Genomic DNA, 19,610 nt, shown 5'->3' on the forward strand with positions numbered 1-19,610 from the left:
GGAATTTCTGATTTTTCACATAACTTTTTCTTTTTCATACAAAGCACACAATAATGGTTGATAAACAGTGACATAATTCAGGATAATCTAAGGGTCATTCTTTAAAATTTGCATGAGAATGTTCAGCACTACATCATTCGCACGTGTGGCTGATTGAAGGTAGATCGTATTTAATTGTATGATTGCCCCCATTTAAAACCCAGCTTCGGACTTGCCAGGCTTAAAAAGGCTTTGCCACATTATGTTGTATACCGAAATTCCAACTCAACGCCCTGTTACGCCATTGTTAGATGGAATTGATCATCCGCAACAATTACGTCAGCTCGAGCAAAGCCAACTTGTACAAGTTGCAGATGAGTTACGTCAATATATTTTGTATGCAGCAGGGCAAAGTGGCGGTCACTTTGGTGCAAATTTAGGTGTAGTCGAACTGACTGTTGCGCTGCATTATTGTTTTAACACACCTGATGACCGTTTAGTGTGGGATGTGGGCCATCAAGCTTATCCTCATAAAGTGCTGACAGGTCGTCGTGATCGAATTACCACGATTCGTAGTAAAGATGGTTTAGCTGCATTTCCAGCGCGTGATGAATCTGAGTTCGATACCTTTGGTGTTGGACATTCATCTACTGCAATTTCGGCAGGTCTGGGTATGGCCTTGGCGCGTCGTTATCAGAACGATCCGTGCGATGTTGTGGCAATCGTCGGTGATGGTGCAATGACAGCGGGCATGGCTTTTGAAGCCATGAATGATGCGGTTGCGCATGATGCAGACTTGATCGTCGTCTTAAATGACAATGATATGTCGATCTCTTGCAGTACCGGTGGTTTTGCGAAACACTTGGCTGCGATTTGGGAAACAGGTCAACTGGTCAATGTAAATGAACAAGGCGAAGCCTATGTTCAACCGCACCCGAAGTGGACATATAACTCTCGTTTACACCAATCTGCGACAGATGCCGCGGATAACTTATTTAAAGCGATTGGTTTTGATTATTTTGGGCCATTTGATGGTCATGATGTGGATCAGTTGGCGCAAGTTTTCCATGCGCTTAAAAAGCGTAAAGGTCCACGTCTGGTTCATATTTATACGAAAAAAGGGAAAGGTTTCGCACCAGCGGAAGCAGATCCGATTACCTATCATGCGATTACCAAAATTGCACCAGCAGCAACTACACCTGCAAAAAAATCACCTCCAAAATATTCAGATGTATTTGGGCAATGGTTATGTGATGAAGCAGCGCAAGATGAACGCTTACTCGCGATTACCCCAGCGATGTGTGAAGGCTCTGGCATGGTGCAATTTGCGCAGCAATATCCTGAGCGTTTCTTTGATGTTGCTATTGCAGAGCAGCACGCAGTGACTTTGGCTGCAGGTATGGCATGTGAAGGGCTTAAACCCGTTGTTGCGATTTATTCAACCTTCTTACAACGTGGTTATGATCAATTGATTCATGATGTTGCCTTGCAAAATCTGGATGTCACCTTTGGTATTGATCGAGCTGGTTTAGTGGGTGAAGATGGCCCAACCCATGCTGGTGCTTATGATTACGCCTATATGCGTACCGTACCTAACATGGTGATCATGGCACCGAAAGACGAAAACGAATGCCGCCAAATGCTGCATACCGCTTATCTCTACAACGGGCCAACGGCAGTGCGCTATCCACGTGGGGTGGGTACAGGCGTTGAGATTCAACAGCAAATGACAGCGATGGAAATTGGTAAAGCTGAAATCGTTGCTGAATTTAATATGGATGCTGAACAGCAGATCAGTGTCCTTGCTTTTGGTAGTCGTGTTGCAGCATCGGTAGAAGCCGCTCAGCAATTTGCGAACAAACACTCGATGGGTGTGCGTGTGGTGAATATGCGCTTTGTGAAGCCTTTAGATGAGCAAATGCTTCGTGATTTGGCTCCAAAGACCCAGCTCTTTGTAACGGTAGAAGAACATGCCGTGATGGCTGGTGCGGGGAGTGCTGTGAATGAGTTCTTAGCACGTGCGAAGATTCTTAAGCCGATTTTGAATATTGGTTTGCCAGATAGCTTCTTACATCAGGCAACACATCAGCAAATGTTGCAAGATTGTGGTTTAGACAGTCAGGGAATTTTAACTTCAATTGAGCAGGCTTGGTTTTAATCTATAAGCTCATGTAAAAGCGAAAATAATTTTTCGCAACATTTTTCCCCTAAAAGCGCTTATATTTGCTAGAATATACGCGCTTTTATGCATTATTCTTTGTCAAAATCTTCAAATTTGTAGTGGGTGTTCAATGGAACCTATGGTGGTTATGGCTGCGCGTGCGGCTCAAACAGTTGGTCAAGAGCTTTTAAAGGCACATCAAAATCGTCATAAACTCGATTTGCAAGTTGAAGAAAAAGGCATCGATGGTCCAGTAACGCGCGTCGATCGTTACTTGGAACAACTTACAATTGATACCCTCCGTAAAAGTTATAAAAACCACAGCTTCCTTGGCGAAGAGTTTGGTATGCAAGAAGGTAAAGGTCACGATGCAGATTGGTGCTGGGTGATTGATCCTTTAGATGGCACACAAAACTTTATTAATGGTTTCCCGCATTTTTGTATTTCTATTGCTGTACAGCACAAAGGTGTTACTCAACACGGTGTGATCTATGATCCTGTGCGTGATGAATTATTCTCTGCAAGCCGCGGTCGTGGTGCAGTGATGAACCAACGCCGTATCCGTGTCAATGTAAAAGAAAGCTTAGAAAACACTTTCCTTGCGGTTGGTCATCCATACCGTGCAAAACGTAATGGCGAAATTGTTTCTTATGCAGAACAGCATTTTGCTTCATTATTGGCAGTGACTAAATCTGGTGCGCAAATCCGTCGTGGTGGTTCAGCTGCACTTGATTTGGCTTATGTTGCTGCAGGCCGTTTTGATGGTTTCTTTGAACTTGGTTTAAAACCATGGGATATCGCTGCAGGTGAGTTGATTGTGAAAGAAGCGGGCGGCGTTATTGTTGATGCTCGTGGTGGCAATGATTCATTGGATAATGGTCAAGTGATTGCTTGTTCACTCAAGATGTTAAAACCATTGATGCAAACCGTAGTTCCTGCTTGGGGCGATGCTGCAAAATAATTTGCCGAATTCTAAAAAAGCCCTCAATGTTTGAGGGCTTTTTATTTTCAGCTTAGTGGGGCAGTTATGAAGATTATTTATGAGGACGAGCGATTTTATATAGAGACACATCATGAAATACAGATAGATAATATTGAAGAGCAAAATATTGATTTTTGGTTATTAACTGTTAATGGTAAGACATTTTCTGGAAGTGCTTTTACGCTAGCAAATATTCAATATTTAATGATTAAAGATAATAGAGCTGGTGAGTCTGCTTTCGGTCCCTATTTTTGGAGTGCTGATATGCTGGTTCTTAAAGAAATGACTATAGAGTGTTTAGTAAGCACGATTGAAAATATATTAAATGATGAATCTTTAGATATAGGAAGAATTTTTACTCAAGTACCTAATTATTCTTAATCTTTTGTTTTTACTATGGCTTGGATACAAATATAAAGTGTGATGAAATTGAAAAAACCTATTAAAAAGGGTGACTTTTAAAATTATTCTGCTATAATCCGCCCACGCACTTAAATTCCAGTTCATTACCTGAACATTCAGTTCTATTCATTATTAGCGCACGCTGTCCGTAGAGAGGACCACATCTTGCGCCCAAATCGCTTAGCGATTCTTCAGGTTGAAGCAGTAATCAAGCGTGCGTTAAGTCCACATCGTCGTTATTCGGATCGCCGCTGAACTTCATCTATTTTTCAGCTTGAGTCGCTTTGCCGCTTGTTGCCGATGTCTATTTTTTAGCATTTATTAAAATGGAGCACCCATTAGGGTGAAACTCTCTATGAGCAAAACTTTTGCCGAATTTTCTTTACACGAAACCTTACAACAAGCGCTTGAAGGTTTAGGTTTTACTACACCAACTCCTGTGCAAGAACAAGCGATTCCCGCTGCATTAGAAGGGAAAGATTTATTAGTTTCGAGCCAAACTGGTTCAGGTAAAACTGCCGCATTTTTATTACCTACGTTAAATGCGTTAGCGGGCGAAGAAGCATTTGTTTCTTTTAAAGACCGTATGAAAGCAGTCACTCAGCCTACAATTTTAGTTATTTCTCCTACACGTGAATTGGCTCAACAAGTGAGCCAAGACGCAATTGCATTTGTACGTCACATGAAAGGTGTTCGTATTGCTGCAATCATGGGTGGTATGCCTTTTGGTAAGCAAATTCAACAGCTTAAAGGTGCACAAGTTGTTGTTGCGACTCCAGGTCGTTTACTTGATCTTGTAAACCGTCGTCAAATTAAACTTGATAAAGTTGAATCATTAATTGTTGATGAAGCTGACCGTATGCTTGATCTAGGTTTCTCTGAAGATCTAGAGGCAATTGGTGAATTAGCAGCAAACCGTAAACAAACATTAATGTTCTCTGCAACATTTGCGGATCGTATTATCCGTCTTGCTGAACGCATGATGAATGATCCACAACGTATTGCAATTGAAACTGGTCACAGTACCAATACTGATGTAACGCAAACATTGCATTGGACTGATGGTTTCGAACACAAGAAAAAATTACTTACGCATTGGTTATCTGACGAATCAGTAGATCAAGCTGTTGTATTCGCAAGCACGCAAGAAGATACAGATATGCTTGCTGAAGAATTAGCTGAAGCTGGTCACTCAGTTGTTGCGTTGCACGGTGCAATGCCACAAACCGTTCGTAACCGTCGTTTACGTAGCATTCGTGAAGGTCGTGCAAAAATCTTAGTTGCGACTGATGTTGCAGCGCGTGGTTTAGACGTACCAACAATTTCACACGTAATTAACTTCGGTTTACCGATGAAAAACGAAGACTATGTGCACCGTATCGGTCGTACAGGTCGTGCTGGTCGTACAGGTCAAGCCGTTACTTTAGCGACTTACCGCGAGCGTGGTAAAATCCGTGCGTTAGAAGATTACTTAGATGCACGTTTAAATGTATCTGAAATTGAAGGTCTTGAGCCATCTCCACCTCCTGCGCGTTCAGGTCGTGATGGTGGTGGTCGTGGCCGTGATGGCAGTGGTCGTGGTCGTGGCGGCCGTGATGGCGGTCGTGGCGGTTTCGGCGGTGGTCGTCGTTTTGAAGGCGAAAGCAATTTCAAACGCCGTGAAGGTGGTGATGACCGTCCACGTCGTAGCTTCGATGACAAGCCTCGTGGCGAACGTCCATCATTTGGTGGTGAAGATCGTCCACGTCGCGAATTCAATTCAGATCGTCCACGCCGTGAAGGTGGTTTTGAAGACCGTCCACGTCGTGAATTCAATTCAGATCGTCCACGCCGTGAAGGTGGTTTTGAAGACCGTCCACGTCGCGAGTTCAACTCTGATCGTCCACGTCGTGAAGGTGGTTTCGAAGACCGTCCAAAGCGTAGTTTTGGTGGTGAAGATCGTCCACGTCGCGAGTTCAACTCTGATCGCCCACGTCGTGAAGGTGGTTTCAATGATAAACCGCGTTTTGATTCGAATGATGACAACCGTGGCAACCGTGTAGATTACAAACCACGTCGTGAAGGTAGCTTCGGCGACCGTCCAAAACGTGATTTTGGTGATCGTCCTGCTCAACGTGAAGGTGGTTTTGGCGACCGTAAGCGTAGCTTCGGTGGTGATGACCGTCCAAAGCGTAGCTTCGGTGGTGAAGATCGTCCAAAACGCAGCTTCGGCGGTGAAGATCGTCCAAAACGTAAGTTTGGTGAAGATAGCCCAGCACGCGGTACACGTGAAGAAACTTTCGGTGGTGACCGTCGTCGCAAAAACGATTTTTAATCGTTTAAAACCGATGAAAACAAGAAGCCAGTTGAAAAACTGGCTTTTTTATTTTGTGTTAGTCATGTAAAATCTTAAAAATGTGTACTAATTCAAATTTTATATAAGAAATGAATAGGGTTAAGCAAAATAAAAGTCTTTTGAGTCAAATGTGGTCTTTCATGTGTAGTGAAGGACTGCCGTGTCTATTTGTCATTCTGATGCTTTGTAATGGCTTGTTCTTTGCCTATGCACTTTTTGATACCAGTCACTCTGATGCTTTTAATGTCAATTCTCAACATACCACCAGCCAAACTGATTCGAAGAATAACTACATAAATTAAATAATCTTCGTACCATCGGTTATCAAAATAAAAACAAGCGTTTAATGTTTCAGTGTATAGTATGCGTGCATAAAAAGTGCAGGAATGAATGCCATTATGAATAACAAATCTCCTCTCGATACCGAAGCCTTAATTGAAGTTAAAAACTTGAGCTTTAATCGAGGAGAACGCGTCATTTATGACGATATCAGTCTTAAAATTCGACGTGGTCAAATTACTGCAATTATGGGACCGTCTGGTACGGGTAAGACGACTTTATTACGTTTGATTGGTGGCCAATTGCTTCCTGATCATGGTGAAGTGCTGCTCGACGGTAAAGATATTGCGACAATGTCGCGTCAAGAATTATTCGCTGCACGTGCACGTATGGGAATGCTATTCCAGAGTGGTGCATTATTTACCGATATGTCGACCTATGAAAATGTCGCTTTTCCCATCCGCGCACATACCAAATTACCCGAACATATTATTGCAGAGTTAGTTGCGTTAAAACTTGAATCAGTGGGCTTGCGTGGAGCTGAGCAGTTGATGCCATCAGAGCTTTCCGGCGGGATGAACCGTCGTGTTGCTTTGGCACGTGCGATTGCGTTAGACCCTGAATTGATTATGTACGATGAGCCATTTGCAGGCCAAGATCCGATCGTGATGGGTGTTTTAACCCGCTTAATCCGTTCTTTGCGTGATGCTTTAGATTTAACCACGATTATCGTCTCGCATGATGTTGCAGAGACCTTATCGATTGCTGATTATATTTATGTGGTTGCTGAAGGCAAAATTCAGGGTGAAGGTTCACCTGAACAATTAAAAAATCATGCATCGCCATTTGTACGCCAGTTTTTAACAGGTTCGATTGAGGGACCTGTCGAATATCAATTTACTCACCAAGCATATTTAGATAACGAGGTTCGTCCATGAATGCGATTGCCTGGTTAGGTAGACTCGTTATTGAGCGGATAAAGGGGATTGGTGCTGCGGCACTGATGCTTTTGCAAGTTTTATTTTCCATGCCATCGAAAGGTGGGTTTCAGCGCTTTATTTACCAAATGTATCGTGTCGGGGTGATGTCCCTGCTGATTATCGCTGTGTCGGGTTTGTTTATTGGTGCTGTTCTTGGTTTACAGATGTATAGCATTCTGGTCACCTTTGGTAGTGAGGCAATGCTAGGTACTGCGATTTCATTGACACTATTGCGTGAATTGGCTTCCGTGGTTGCTGCATTGCTCTTCGCAGGTCGTGCCGGTTCTGCATTAACTGCTGAAATTGGTTCCATGAAACAAAGTGAACAACTTGCCAGCATGGAAATGATCGGAGTTGATCCGCTCAGACAAATCGTGTCGCCACGTTTATGGGCCGGAATTGTCAGTCTTCCGATGCTGACCGTAATCTTTGCAACCATTGGTATTATTGGTGGCAAGATGGTGGGTGTTGATTTCTTGGGTGCGGATGAAGGCTCATTCTGGGGCGGTATGCAAAGTAGCGTACAATTCTGGCATGACGTTTTTAACGGCACTATCATCAAAAGCATTGTATTTGCTTTAATTTGTACATGGGTAGCGGTATATCAAGGTTATGCTTGTGATCCGACGCCAGAAGGTATCGCGACTGCAATGACCAGAACGGTCGTATATTCTTCACTTTGTGTATTAGGTTTTGATTTCGTGTTGACTGCGGTCATGTTCGGAGGGATTTAATGAAATCACGTACTAGTGAGCTGGCCGTAGGTATTTTTGTCATTATCTTCGGTATCGCTCTATTTTTTCTTGCGATGAAAGTCAGTGGTTTAGTCGGTACTAATTTACGTGATAGCTACAGCATGACAGCGCAGTTTGATAACGTAAACGGTTTAAAAGCACGTGCGAAAGTCACCATGAGTGGTGTGACGATTGGCCGTGTTGAATCGATTACACTTGATCCAGTGACACGTTTGGCAACTGTAAAATTTGATCTAGACGGTAAGTTGACCAGCTTTAGCCCAGAGCAACTGAAAGAAGTGCAAAAGAATGCACTTGAAGAATTGCACTATAGCGCTGATTATCAACAAGCTGATGCTGCGAAACAAAAAGAAATGGAACAGCAACTTATTGCTAACATGACCTCCATCACCAGCCTTGATGAAGATGCTTATATTATGGTTGCAACCAATGGTCTATTGGGTGAGAAATATTTGAAAGTTGTCCCAGGTGGTGGTGTGAACTACTTAAAACGTGGTGATGTAGTTTCAAATACTCAAGGTACAATGGATTTAGAAGATTTAATCAGTAAGTTTATTACTGGTGGTGCTGGTAAAGCCACATCGAGCTCAACAGCGACAGAAAGTCCAGCTTCAAAGCCAGCGGCGACTGAAGCAGAACCCTCTTTTGTTGAGTAATTCAGGTTAGGAGATTGAAGTGAACACATTATTGAAACAAACTCTAACAGCAAGCGTATTATCAACAATGCTTGCAAGTGCAGCATTTGCGGCACCAACAGAGACCCCACCTGATTTTGTTAAGCGCGTAGCTGATGGCTTGATTACTCGTTTAAAAGCAGATAATGCAAAATTACAGAATAATCCAGCTCTGGTCAGAACGATTATTCGTCAGAATCTTGACCCGTATGTGGACTCACAAGCATTTACCCGTATTGTGTTAGGGACGTATGCGAATAACCAATACACCAATGCTGCTCAACGTGCTCAGTTTGAACAAAACTTCCGTGCGGTCATTATTGAGAACTATGGTGGTGCTTTCGCTAAATATACCAACGAAAGCTACACGATGCGTCCGTTTAAATCGACCAACAGTAAAAACCCTGTGGTTACTTTAGACTTCTTGCACAATGGTGAAAAAATTCCAGTATCGTTCCAGTTAACCGACAAAGGTGATCAATGGAAGGTACGTAATATCAATGTGTCTGGTATTGACCTTGGTTTGCAATTCCGTAATCAGTTTGCGGCAACGGTTCAACGTAATGGTGGTGACATCAATAAAGCGATTGCAACATTTAAACCAGATGCAGATGCTGCTGTTAGCAAAAAATAAGTAGGTGACGGGTGATTCAATATATTGATCAGCAATTAATTGTGTCGAAGACAATTAATTTTGAAAATGCAGAACAGATCTATCAGGCTGGTTTAAAGCATATTCAGCAACATCAGAATTTTCCTTTGGTTGTTGATTTGGCCCAGCTTGAACAAGGCAATACTTTATCTTTGGCAGTGTTGGTGCAATGGTTGCGCCAAACACCTGAAAATAAAGGTCTGCACTTTAAAAATGTGTCTGAGAAGATGTTGAAAATCATCCAAGCTTGCCATTTGCAAGACGATTTGAAATTGATTTGATTGATCTGGCAAAGTGGAAAAAGAGAGCTATTTTTAGCTCTCTTTTTTATGCTTCGCTTTTGGGGAAACCAGAAAATAGCGCCTCACAGCTTGGATATTTTTGATGTAACTTTTCTAAATAATAACTTTGATCATATTCTAAAAAACCATCCAATAATTTGATGCTGGATGGGGTTTTATTGCAGCTTTTAACTTGTCTATCCCAGGCCGTAAAGGGCGCAATTGGCTGATTGATCGATATGATATTTTTCTCACAACCTAATAATGCCATAGTGCTGATCCGATAATGATTGGGAGCAGCAGAATCTGCGGGATAGGCAAGACCAATCACTAAATCATTTGTTTTTATCGTTTTGGCTGGAAAATCACTGTGCCATCGGGTGGGTTTGGGTGTAAATAAGCTAGTGAGAAAATGCTGGAATACAAAGCGAACATGCTGAAATTTAAATTGATTTTGGGTGTGAGAAGACTGCTTTTGTATAGATTGAACACGTGCAATAAACACATCTTTGGGGGAGTGTGGTGCACATGCAAAAGCTGTTGAGATTGAAAGGATTATACTCAAAAATAGAAATAATCCTTTCCTGTTTAGATCCATTTCTTCCAACGGAAGTAAAACATTGGCAAGACGAGGAAGGCCATCAGAATACCAATCACAATCCAAAAACTGAGGCTGCCATGAGCAAAAGGTAGCACATCGGTGTTCATCCCATAAATACTCGCGATCAGCATTGGGGGCGCAAGCATACTGGGTAAAATCGAGAATCGACGAATCGTGTCGTTCTGCTCAGTATTAATGAATCCAGAAGTGGTATCCAGTAAGAATCGCACTTTTTGGAATAAGAAGGCATCATGTTCGACTAGAGAGCGAACATCTTCACTTAACTCGCGAATGTCAGCATCATAAATGTGACTGCCTAATGCACGCGGGCGTGCTAAAAAGGTCAATACACGGCGTAAATCAATTAAACACAGCTGTGCCTTTCCCAGCATATCTTCTTGTTGGGCTAAGCGGGTAATCATGTCATCTAAGTCGAGTATTTTCTCGCGATGATGGTTATTCAGGACTTCTGTGGAATATCGTTCCAAGTCCTTGTGGATATCTTCCAAGATATCCGCAAGTTCATCCAGTTTCGCTTCAAGTAGGCCGAGCAAGATCCATGTGGGATCTTTATAATCCATATCATAGTCATTACGACGTGCGCGGGCACGAAAGGCACGGAAGGCAACCAACTTTTCACCACGCATGGTAAATAGGCGATCTTTATGCAAAATAAATGCAACCGTTTGTACCATTGCTAACATGGGTAAGGAGTCGTCTGTATCACCATCGACTTGAAAGTTTTTATTCTTTGTTAAAAAATAGGTACTGATATGCAAAATTCCATCATCATCACGGTAAAATCGTGCAGATGAGGAAATATCTTCAAGCGATTTTAAGGTCGGTAAGTTTCGGTCATACGCATCCAGAACCCATTGTTGTTCTTCTTGGGAAGGGGCGATGAGATCAATCCAGACCAGTTCGGGGTGGAGATCGAAACCTCCGTTGATGGTTGCATCTTCTAGACTACCGCGCTCTGTGGCATAAAAGGCTTCAAGCATGTCTTTTTTCCTCGCGCAGTCGGTGTAATGTTTTCGGTCGTTTACCGAAAGCAGGGTGTATTTTAGACAAGGATGAAACGAAAAACACTTGCCTAAACGTTATTTTCTCAAAAATCTTGTTACATAGCCTACTTTATCAGCATGACAGTTATATAAAACGGTTTTAATTGTATGAATTCTATATGTGTTTTCTGTGGTTCTTCTCTCGGTAATGATCCCATTTATCAGCAAATGGCGCAGGCAACGGGTCAGGCAATTGCGGCACAAGGTCAAACCTTGGTTTACGGTGGTGGCCGTTCTGGTCTAATGGGAGTGGTCGCCAATAGTGCATTACAGGCAGGTGGGCGAGTTATCGGGGTGATTCCTGATGCTTTGGTCGATCGAGAACTAGCACATACGGGCTTAACTGAATTGCATATCGTTAAAAATATGCATGAGCGTAAAACTAAAATGGCTGAGCTATCCGATGCCTTTGTGGCTTTACCGGGTGGTGCTGGAACACTGGAAGAAATCTTTGAACAATGGACATGGAGCCAATTGGGGATTCATCAGAAACCATGCGCATTTTTAAATGTGGATGGCTTCTATGATGGCTTGATCCAGATGATTCAGGGCTCTGTTGAGCGCGGCTTTAGTCAGGAACGTTTTGTCGATAAGTTGATTGTGGCGGAACAAATTGAGGATATTCTTACGGCATTTTCAAATTATCAGCCAGCGACACCGAAATGGATGTCGACTGCTGAAATTCAGGCTTGAGGATCAATGAGTGAAAATTATCACCGTCGCGGCTGCCGTGATTTTGAATGAACAAAATCAATTGTTATTAGTACGCAAGCAAAACACACATGCATTTATGCAAGTGGGCGGCAAATTGGAAATGGATGAAGTACCTGAAATCACGATGCAACGTGAGATTTTGGAGGAAATTGGTTGTGAATGTGAGCTGAAACAATTCATTGGTCGTTTCGAAACAGCTGCAGCCAATGAACCCGATCATGTTTTGGTAAGTTATGTGTATGCCGTTGAATTAAAGCAGCCACCGCAAATTGCAGCCGAAATCGCAGAAATGAAATGGATTGATTTAGATGATCAATTTACTTTACTTGCGCCCTTAACGAAAGAAATTGTGATTCCGTGGTGTCAGCAAAATCAAGTGAATTAGTTTGTTGTACTTGTGCGGCTGCTATGCAGGCACTATAGATTTGTTGGCAGCCGAGTTGGGTCAGTACCTTAGATAAAGCACGAATCGAACTGCCTGTGGTCAGGACATCATCGAGAATAAGGACTTTGCGATAACGAATTGAGTTAGGCGGTGCTGCCACAAATTGTTGCTCAATATCTTCCATACGTTCTAAGCGTGATAAGCCTTTTTGTGAGTGTTGAGCCAAGCGTTGTACTGGCTGCCACACAGGAACATTCAGGTGAGCGCTTAGTGTTTTGGCCAATAGCAGGGCCTGATTAAAACCACGTTCTGTTAGGCGATCAATCGAAATAGGCATTGGTACAATCGCATGTACTTTAGGAAGTCTGAGTTGTAATAGCAGGCCATCTAATATTCTTTGATGATGCAGTTTCTGCTCGTATTTAAACTGTTGAATGATCCGATCAATCGGATAGTGATAATGGCAAGCAACCAAGATCTGTTGCTGATTACGCTCGATATTTTGCTTTAACCAAGGCAGTTGTTGCCAGCAACTTTGACATACACCAAATTGGCGTTTCATGCCGATGTCGCAGAGACTGCACGGTGTAAAATAATCAAAAACCTGCTGTGCTGATATGCCAAGTTGTTTAAACATAGGCATATCTTGGAGCCTCAGGCAGCCAGCGCTTGAGTAGTCCTTCCGCATGTTGTGGGTAGTCCTTTAGAATTTGCTCTGCCACATAATGCGCCTGTGTGAGTAAATGATCATCCCGTTCTAAACGTGCCACGCGAAAGCCCATATCTCCGGTTTGTTTGGTACCGAGTAATTCTCCAGGACCTCGAATTTCCAAATCCTTTTCTGCGATCACAAAGCCATCATTGCTTTCACGTAAAATTGAAAGCCGTTCCTGCCCATTCTGCGATAATGGGGTTTTATACAGTAGTGCACAAAAACTGGCGGTTGCACCACGCCCAACCCGTCCACGTAATTGATGTAATTGGGAAAGGCCCAAGCGCTCGGCATTTTCAATCACCATAATCGAGGCATTCGGTACATCGACCCCGACTTCAATCACTGTAGTGGCAATTAACAGTTGGGATTGATTGTCTTTAAACGCTTGCATCACCGCTTGCTTTTCATCAGGCTTCATCTTGCCATGTACCAGACCAATGTTGATGTCTGGAAAACGCTCTTTAATTTCTTGATAAGTGGCTTCTGCGGCTTGCGCATCCAGCGTTTCAGATTGTTCCACTAAGGTACAGACCCAATAGGCTTGTTTACCTTCACGACAATTGCTGGCAATGCGTTGCAATACCTGCTCACGCCGTTCTAGGGGAATGGTTACGGTTTGAATCGGGGTACGTCCAGGCGGAAGTTCATCAATAATCGAGGTGTCTAAATCCCCATAAGCACTCATGGCTAAAGTACGGGGAATCGGTGTTGCCGTCATCACTAATTGGTGTGGCGTAAATTGATCTGCACCCTTATTTCTTAAGGCAAGACGTTGATCGACACCGAAACGATGTTGTTCGTCAATAATCACCAATCCCAGTTTAGAAAATCCAACAGTGTCTTGAAACAGGGCATGTGTACCCACGATCAATTGTGCATGACCTTCTTTGATTTGTTGTTCTGCTTGAGTTCTGGCTTTGCCTTTTTGTTTGCCTGACAGCCATGCAACCTGAATGCCCAAAGGCTCAAACCAGCGTTTAAAGTTTAAGTAATGCTGTTCAGCTAAAATTTCAGTTGGTGCCATTAAGGCCACTTGCCAATCCGCTTCTAAGGCATGGCACGCCGCGACTGCAGCGACCAAAGTTTTACCTGCGCCTACATCACCTTGCACCAAGCGTAGCATTGGTTGATCTTGTTTAAGATCTTGCAGAATTTCTTTGGATACCCGTTTTTGTGCATTGGTCATTTGGAAGGGCAAACCTTCCAAGAGTTTCTTCGCCAGCACTTTACTGCTACTAAAGCGTGGAGCAGAAATTTGCCGAATATAAGCACGTCGGGTGAGTAAACTGATTTGATGGGCAACCAGCTCTTCAAAAATCAGACGCTGTTGCGCTGGATGTGAACCTTGATTGAGCTGGAGCATATTAGCATTAAGCGGCGGCTCGTGGATGTAATGGAGCGCTTGTTTAAGCTCATAGCCATTGCTGTATTTGCTGGGCAGTAATTCAGGTAAGTCATCACTATGATGCTGCAAGGCTTGGCGGACGTATTCACGCAGCTTGGGTTGAGTTAAGCCTTCAGTGCTGGGGTAAATCGCAGTGAGTTGTGTCTTGGGTAAAGCAGTATGTTGCTGGATTACTTGAATTTCGGGATGATACAACTCCAAACCCCGTGCGCCAACGCGAACTTCACCAAAAATCCGTAATCGTTGCCCCATTTGGATACGATCAGTCAGACCTTTATAAATATGGTAAAAGCGCAAGGTTACCTTGCCAAAATCATCTTGTAGCAGAGCTGCGAGCGATTTCTTTTTCCCCGGAGGGAAATCGACAGAACGGACTTCACCTTCAAGCAAGTAACTTCGTCCAACGATCAGCTGATTCATTGGAATAATAGTGCTACGATCTTCATAGTCACGGGGAAGATGGAATAACAAATCATCCGTGCTAAAAATATGAAGCTTTTCTAAGAGGGTCGCTGCGGCAGCACCAACGCCTTGTAATTGCTGAACTGATGTCATCTCTGCTCAAAGGTGTGTATGCATATTTTATTTATTGGTTATGGTAAAACATCTCAGCGTGTCGCTAAACACTTATTTGAGCAAGGTCACCACATTAGCACAATTAGTCGCAGTGAAAAAACAGATTGTTACGCGACCCATTATATTCAGGATATTCATCAGCTGGATTTAAGTAAACTGCCACCTGTTGATATGGTGTATGTGGTATTGGCCCCTGCACAGAGTGGTATAGCAGCCTATCAGCAAACCTATCTTGACAGTGTATTGCCCATTGTCAACGCACTCAAAGTACATCCCGTGCAACGTATTGTCGTGGTGTCCTCGACTCGGGTGTATGGCGAAAATGCAGGAGAGCGAATTGATGATGAATCGCTGATACAGCCTGCTGATGAGCAAGGGCGTATTCTTCGGGAGATGGAATTACTTTGGCAAGCACATTATCCGCAACAAAGTATTATTGTTCGCCCGACTGGCATTTATGGGACTTCAATCGCCCGACTCAAAAAAATGGCAGAACAGAGTCTAACTTATCCCGCAATCCATTTTAGTAATCGCATTCATATTGATGATTTAGCAAAGTTTTTAGCATTATTAGTTAATTTATCTAAAGTTGAAGCAAGTTATATCATTAGCAATAATACACCACTACCAATGCACGAAATATTATGGTGGTTTCAACAGCAACTCCATGTAAAACCCTTAGAACTAGTATCAGAACAACACACTGGCAAGCGAATTTACGCGACACGATTAGTTGAGATTGATTTTAAATTTGACCATTTGATTTGCTTTAATGACTATGCAGCGGCTTTATTGGCACATAGTAATGAAAAATAATTAGATTAGACTGTAAAGAAAGTTTAAAGAGTTGGTATGTATTTTGAATTATAAATACCAATAGATTCCTGAAAGGAACCGCCTAAATTAAGCACATGGTTTGCGGCGAGGCGTAAAGGTGATACATGAGAAAAATAATTTGCATGATTTTATTCTGGTTGATCACAACCACTAGCTGGGCTGTTGAGCAGTCTTGGTGCGTATTCGATCCTTTAAGTACAAAGGGTGATATCAGTCGCCGTCTACAAGATATTCGTTTGTATGCGCTACAGAATCAAGTTCAATTAAAATTTCAAACTTTTAAGAATGAAAAGGAGGCTATACAAGCTTTTGAGCAGCGTAAATGTTCAGGCTTGGTGGCATCCAACTTTAATACCTATCGCTATAATCGTTTTATGGGCACAACCGGGGGGATTGGGCTAATTCCCAATAATCGTGTTGCCAGAGTCTTTTTACAGCTTTTAAATAATAGCAATGTAGAAAAGCGTATGATCGGGGCAGATTATGAAATGCTGGGTATGATCCCGATCGGCACGGCTTATATGATCATGAACACTCAGCAGATCAATAAGGTGTCTCAATTAAAAAATAAAACTATTGGTATTTTGGAGAATAATCCACCACAGCAAGCCTTGGTGCAAAGTGTAGGTGCTAAACCTGTCTACGTAGATTTTTCCAATGCGGTGGAATCCTTCAAGCAGAAAAAAATTGATATTTTGGCTGCACCTGCCTATGGAATATTGCCGTATAACTTGAAAAAAGAGTTTGGTGCAGACACGCAGGTCGTTAACTTCCCTATGGCATATTTTGCGATGAACATCGTGATTCGACCACAAGTCTACCCAGCGGGCTTTGGTCATCAAATACGATCTTGGTTTGTACGTAATAGCAATGTACTTGCTGCACAAGCCATTCAATGGGAAAACCATTTACCAGCCTATTACTGGGCGGATATCTCTGGTTATGAGAAACAGGGCTATGACGCGATGGTGGTGAAGATTCGGAATCGTTATGTCGACTCTGGTTATTATGATGCGTATTTTGTTTCGCTGATTAAACGCCTTAGATGTTTGGATGATCCGAAGTATTTAGAGTGTCGTTAGCACATTAAAAAAGGCAACCGAAGTTGCCTTTTTTAATGTTTAAGCTTTCTTGCGTTTTAAGCGGCGTTTGGCTTGTTGCGAAGCCATTGCTTCTAATGCTTCAGCTAGCTCTTCATCACTGAATGTAGTGATGTGCTGCAACATTTGTAAGGTGGTTTCATCTAACACCAGTTGTGCGCCCGCAGCCATCTCACTGAAATTATCATCGTATTCAATGAGGCCTTGCTCATTATTGCGAATATAATTTTGTTGAGTGAGGACTTTAATAAAGCTTTGGAATAGGGCTTTGTCAAAGAACTCTGGTGAGTTGAACTCATACAGTACCGATAGACGTTGACCCAATAAATGACTCAACTCTTCAACTTGCTTGGTTGAGATATTGCCTGAACCACGTTGAGTAATCAGTGCAAGGGTCATGTAGTAACGCTCTAAACTCTGTTTCACTGGCATCGCCAAGGTCACAAGTTTTTGATGTTCTTCACTGTTTGGTGTTGGGCTAAATAGGTTGTCTTCGTGATCTTGGAAAACAATACCAATCTGAACCAAGGCATCGATATAATTATCAATCTGCTTTTGTAGATCAGCAGCTTCCCATTTCATGAATAATTCAGCTTTTAAAAACGGATACAAGGTACGGATCACATTGCTTAAATCATTCTTGTGAATTTTACCATTGTGCTCAACCAGCGAAGCCACCAATGACGGTAAAACAAAGGCGTGTAAAATGTTATTACGGAAGTAAGTCAGCAATACCGCTTGATTATCTTCAATCGCAATAATATCGCCTAGCACATGTTGTACACGTTTGATTAACTTGAGTTTGAGACCATAAGCAATAATCTCTTTACCTGACAATGAGGTCACTTGCGTGCGCTCATCATATGGTCGTTGTGTTGCCAAGTCACGGTAGATATCGAGCTGTTTCGCACAGATTTCTTCATCTAAAGTGTGTTTTGGTGTTGCCAATAGAATTAAAGACAGTAATGACACAGGGTTGATGACGACAGCGCGGTTGATGTTTTCAACTATTAGATGTGCTGTTTGTGAAACAGTCGTTGAAATATCACTAGAGCTTGGAGTGTCGTTTTTACTTTGATTGATATTATTTTGTTTTAAAATATCATTTAAGAAGACTGGTTCACCGAAGTTGACATGTACTTTGCCAAAGATTCGTTCGATTTTACGTAAGGCTTTTACGATACCAAAAATTGACTCGCTTTCTTTCGGTTTGCCTTGCATTTCACCAACATAGGTTGAACCTTCCATCAGGCGTTCATAACCAATATAAGTGGGAACAAACACAATCGGTTTGGCTGGACCACGTAAATGTCCTTGAATGGTCATCGCCAACATCCCTGTTTTAGGCGGGAGTAAGCGACCGGTACGAGAACGACCACCTTCAATAAAGCACTCGATTGGTGTATTGCGCGATAAAATACTGTACAAATATTCTTTTATTACGGATGTGTAGAGTGCATTGCCACGGAAAGAGCGGCGAATAAAGAAGGCACCGCCGCCGCGTAATAACTGCCCCACAAATGGCAGATTGAGGTTATCACCTGCGACAATGTATGGAATCATCAAGCCACGTTTATAAATCACGTAGGATAATAATAAGTAGTCGATATGGCTACGGTGACACGGCGTATAAACAATTTCATAGTCTTTGGCCAATTCGCGCACGGTACTGAAGTTATGCACTTCCACACCATCATAGAGCTGCGTCCATAAACGGGTCAGGGCCATATCGGCAAAACGGACAGTTGATGCCGAATAGTCGGAGACGATTTCATTGACATAGCCAATCGCACGGCGTTCAGCTTCGAGCATACTGATTTTATGCTGAATGCTTTCACGGCGAATGGCATCTTGTACCTCAGGAGACTTCACCACGGATTGCATCACATTGCGACGGTCTGATAAGTCAGGGCCAAGCACCACTTCACGTTGCTGATCTAAATAGGTGTCCAATGAACTTGCAATATAGGTAGCAGGTGAAACATTTGGATGATTGGTCTTGGCATAATCTACCAATTCACGCAAAGATTGTGGCTCGTGAAATTCTAAATAAGATTGGCGGCCATGTAAGCCAATATTCATCAGTTGCTTGACTGTCCCTGGTGTTGCCCAAGTATCTGAAAATAATAATTTGAACCAAGAGTCTTCTTTATCTGGCGAACGGCCCCAAAGTACGGTCACAGGTACCAGCTGAATATCGATATCAGCTTGTTGCTCAAGTGCTTCAACCAGTTGTAGTAGGCGAGGTGGGAACGTTTGAGTATTAAAAAAATTGTTTTCGTTATGATGTAAAAACAGGACTGAGTTTTTTTCTTGATAACTGCCAAAACTCAAGGGATCTAAGGCAGGTTTTAAATTGAGACGACGGGTTTCACCATCCACCACCAATGCATTACTACGAGAATAATTCTGTAAAACATAGCACACCAACTTATTTGAATCGGTTGTGTTTGGCTCTGCTGTGGTGGATTCTGTAGGAACTTCACCAAGAACATGTGGGGTTACCACAAGGTCAAGTAACTTACTCGAAAGTTGGCGATACATTTGACCAAATCCAGTCTTGGACATTACAAACTCCTAAATAATAATCCTGACATCGAGTCATGATGAACCCGACATTCTGCGATATTCTTACATGAAACGGTATGTTATTTTCTGACAAAATATAGCGTATTTGGTAGATTTTATCGTTAAAAATCGTATTTTTAGTCGCTATAAATACATATTAAGATA

General features: G+C 42.5%; 18 protein-coding genes. 13 read left to right on the forward strand and 5 right to left on the reverse strand.

What is annotated here, in order from left to right; translation table 11 throughout:
- The first annotated feature begins 241 nt into the window (after window positions 1-241).
- From dxs to A7P54_RS14660, 9 genes are all read left to right on the forward strand, one after another.
- Window positions 242-2,137 carry a 1-deoxy-D-xylulose-5-phosphate synthase gene (gene dxs / locus A7P54_RS14620; protein ID WP_171550018.1) on the forward strand — a complete coding sequence of 632 codons (1,896 nt, stop codon included), beginning with the start codon at window positions 242-244 and terminating at the stop codon, window positions 2,135-2,137.
- A 133-nt stretch (window positions 2,138-2,270) separates the two neighbouring features.
- Window positions 2,271-3,101 carry an inositol monophosphatase family protein gene (locus A7P54_RS14625; protein ID WP_005201241.1) on the forward strand — a complete coding sequence of 277 codons (831 nt, stop codon included), beginning with the start codon at window positions 2,271-2,273 and terminating at the stop codon, window positions 3,099-3,101.
- A 66-nt stretch (window positions 3,102-3,167) separates the two neighbouring features.
- Window positions 3,168-3,503 carry a hypothetical protein gene (locus A7P54_RS14630; protein WP_005201240.1) on the forward strand — a complete coding sequence of 112 codons (336 nt, stop codon included), beginning with the start codon at window positions 3,168-3,170 and terminating at the stop codon, window positions 3,501-3,503.
- 376 nt (window positions 3,504-3,879) lie between these two features.
- Window positions 3,880-5,838, forward strand: coding sequence for a DEAD/DEAH box helicase (locus A7P54_RS14635; protein WP_171550019.1), 1,959 nt, complete (start codon window positions 3,880-3,882; stop codon window positions 5,836-5,838).
- A gap of 419 nt (window positions 5,839-6,257) precedes the next feature.
- The gene (locus A7P54_RS14640) at window positions 6,258-7,076 is read left to right on the forward strand and encodes an ABC transporter ATP-binding protein (RefSeq protein ID WP_004804074.1); all 819 of its coding nucleotides are present in this window, start codon (window positions 6,258-6,260) and stop codon (window positions 7,074-7,076) included.
- The gene (gene mlaE, locus A7P54_RS14645) at window positions 7,073-7,852 is read left to right on the forward strand and encodes a lipid asymmetry maintenance ABC transporter permease subunit MlaE (RefSeq protein WP_005201238.1); all 780 of its coding nucleotides are present in this window, start codon (window positions 7,073-7,075) and stop codon (window positions 7,850-7,852) included. Before A7P54_RS14640 ends, mlaE begins: the two co-directional genes overlap by 4 nt.
- Complete coding sequence (locus A7P54_RS14650; protein ID WP_016162220.1) at window positions 7,852-8,529, forward strand: outer membrane lipid asymmetry maintenance protein MlaD; 678 nt, start codon at window positions 7,852-7,854, stop codon at window positions 8,527-8,529. The genes mlaE and A7P54_RS14650 overlap by 1 nt, the downstream gene beginning before the upstream one ends.
- Window positions 8,530-8,548: 19 nt before the next feature.
- Entirely contained in the window at window positions 8,549-9,181 is a 633-nt protein-coding gene (locus tag A7P54_RS14655) for an ABC transporter substrate-binding protein (protein WP_004804079.1), read from the forward strand.
- Window positions 9,182-9,192: 11 nt separating this feature from the next.
- The gene (locus A7P54_RS14660; protein ID WP_004657643.1) at window positions 9,193-9,480 is read left to right on the forward strand and encodes an STAS domain-containing protein; all 288 of its coding nucleotides are present in this window, start codon (window positions 9,193-9,195) and stop codon (window positions 9,478-9,480) included.
- 46 nt (window positions 9,481-9,526) lie between these two features.
- Here A7P54_RS14660 and A7P54_RS14665 read toward each other — a convergent pair whose 3' ends face one another.
- Together A7P54_RS14665 and A7P54_RS14670 are read right to left on the reverse strand one after the other, a co-directional pair.
- On the reverse strand, window positions 9,527-10,078 hold the full coding sequence (locus A7P54_RS14665; protein WP_171550085.1) for a hypothetical protein: 552 nt from the start codon (window positions 10,076-10,078) through the stop codon (window positions 9,527-9,529).
- Complete coding sequence (locus A7P54_RS14670; protein WP_004657647.1) at window positions 10,069-11,082, reverse strand: magnesium and cobalt transport protein CorA; 1,014 nt, start codon at window positions 11,080-11,082, stop codon at window positions 10,069-10,071. Before A7P54_RS14670 ends, A7P54_RS14665 begins: the two co-directional genes overlap by 10 nt.
- A 171-nt stretch (window positions 11,083-11,253) precedes the next feature.
- On the opposite strand from A7P54_RS14670, the gene A7P54_RS14675 reads away from it, so the two are divergent.
- The gene (locus tag A7P54_RS14675) at window positions 11,254-11,838 is read left to right on the forward strand and encodes a TIGR00730 family Rossman fold protein (protein ID WP_005317951.1); all 585 of its coding nucleotides are present in this window, start codon (window positions 11,254-11,256) and stop codon (window positions 11,836-11,838) included.
- A gap of 10 nt (window positions 11,839-11,848) precedes the next feature.
- Window positions 11,849-12,244, forward strand: coding sequence for an NUDIX domain-containing protein (locus A7P54_RS14680; protein WP_171550020.1), 396 nt, complete (start codon window positions 11,849-11,851; stop codon window positions 12,242-12,244).
- On the opposite strand, the gene A7P54_RS14685 is transcribed toward A7P54_RS14680, so the two are convergent.
- On the reverse strand, window positions 12,177-12,881 hold the full coding sequence (locus tag A7P54_RS14685; RefSeq protein WP_171550021.1) for a phosphoribosyltransferase family protein: 705 nt from the start codon (window positions 12,879-12,881) through the stop codon (window positions 12,177-12,179). The two genes, A7P54_RS14680 and A7P54_RS14685, sit on opposite strands and share 68 nt — an antisense overlap.
- Complete coding sequence (gene recG, locus A7P54_RS14690) at window positions 12,874-14,919, reverse strand: ATP-dependent DNA helicase RecG (protein ID WP_171550022.1); 2,046 nt, start codon at window positions 14,917-14,919, stop codon at window positions 12,874-12,876. The genes A7P54_RS14685 and recG overlap by 8 nt, the downstream gene beginning before the upstream one ends.
- 18 nt (window positions 14,920-14,937) lie before the next feature.
- Between recG and A7P54_RS14695 the strand changes: the two genes are divergently transcribed.
- Together A7P54_RS14695 and A7P54_RS14700 are read left to right on the forward strand one after the other, a co-directional pair.
- Entirely contained in the window at window positions 14,938-15,756 is an 819-nt protein-coding gene (locus tag A7P54_RS14695) for an NAD-dependent epimerase/dehydratase family protein (RefSeq protein WP_171550023.1), read from the forward strand.
- Between the two features lie 125 nt (window positions 15,757-15,881).
- A complete protein-coding gene (locus A7P54_RS14700; RefSeq protein ID WP_171550024.1) occupies window positions 15,882-16,859 on the forward strand; it encodes a putative solute-binding protein in 978 nt (325 codons plus the stop codon).
- Between the two features lie 39 nt (window positions 16,860-16,898).
- Here A7P54_RS14700 and plsB read toward each other — a convergent pair whose 3' ends face one another.
- Window positions 16,899-19,445 (reverse strand): glycerol-3-phosphate 1-O-acyltransferase PlsB, encoded by a 2,547-nt coding sequence (gene plsB, locus A7P54_RS14705; protein ID WP_171550025.1) that lies wholly within the window; start codon window positions 19,443-19,445, stop codon window positions 16,899-16,901.
- Window positions 19,446-19,610: the final 165 nt, after the last annotated feature.

Source organism: Acinetobacter sp. Ac_3412, assembly GCF_013072675.1.
Classification (GTDB): Bacteria; Pseudomonadota; Gammaproteobacteria; order Pseudomonadales; family Moraxellaceae; genus Acinetobacter; species Acinetobacter higginsii.

Bases quoted from the DNA above. Each gene is read 5' to 3' on its own strand.
- dxs (WP_171550018.1), top strand. From the start codon at position 242: ATGTTGTATACCGAAATTCCAACTCAACGCCCTGTTACGCCATTGTTA.
- A7P54_RS14625 (WP_005201241.1), top strand. From the start codon at position 2,271: ATGGAACCTATGGTGGTTATGGCTGCGCGTGCGGCTCAAACAGTTGGT.
- A7P54_RS14630 (WP_005201240.1), top strand. From the start codon at position 3,168: ATGAAGATTATTTATGAGGACGAGCGATTTTATATAGAGACACATCAT.
- A7P54_RS14635 (WP_171550019.1), top strand. From the start codon at position 3,880: ATGAGCAAAACTTTTGCCGAATTTTCTTTACACGAAACCTTACAACAA.
- A7P54_RS14640 (WP_004804074.1), top strand. From the start codon at position 6,258: ATGAATAACAAATCTCCTCTCGATACCGAAGCCTTAATTGAAGTTAAA.
- mlaE (WP_005201238.1), top strand. From the start codon at position 7,073: ATGAATGCGATTGCCTGGTTAGGTAGACTCGTTATTGAGCGGATAAAG.
- A7P54_RS14650 (WP_016162220.1), top strand. From the start codon at position 7,852: ATGAAATCACGTACTAGTGAGCTGGCCGTAGGTATTTTTGTCATTATC.
- A7P54_RS14665 (WP_171550085.1), bottom strand. From the start codon at position 10,078: ATGGATCTAAACAGGAAAGGATTATTTCTATTTTTGAGTATAATCCTT.
- A7P54_RS14670 (WP_004657647.1), bottom strand. From the start codon at position 11,082: ATGCTTGAAGCCTTTTATGCCACAGAGCGCGGTAGTCTAGAAGATGCA.
- A7P54_RS14675 (WP_005317951.1), top strand. From the start codon at position 11,254: ATGAATTCTATATGTGTTTTCTGTGGTTCTTCTCTCGGTAATGATCCC.
- A7P54_RS14685 (WP_171550021.1), bottom strand. From the start codon at position 12,881: ATGTTTAAACAACTTGGCATATCAGCACAGCAGGTTTTTGATTATTTT.
- recG (WP_171550022.1), bottom strand. From the start codon at position 14,919: ATGACATCAGTTCAGCAATTACAAGGCGTTGGTGCTGCCGCAGCGACC.
- A7P54_RS14695 (WP_171550023.1), top strand. From the start codon at position 14,938: ATGCATATTTTATTTATTGGTTATGGTAAAACATCTCAGCGTGTCGCT.
- A7P54_RS14700 (WP_171550024.1), top strand. From the start codon at position 15,882: ATGAGAAAAATAATTTGCATGATTTTATTCTGGTTGATCACAACCACT.
- plsB (WP_171550025.1), bottom strand. From the start codon at position 19,445: ATGTCCAAGACTGGATTTGGTCAAATGTATCGCCAACTTTCGAGTAAG.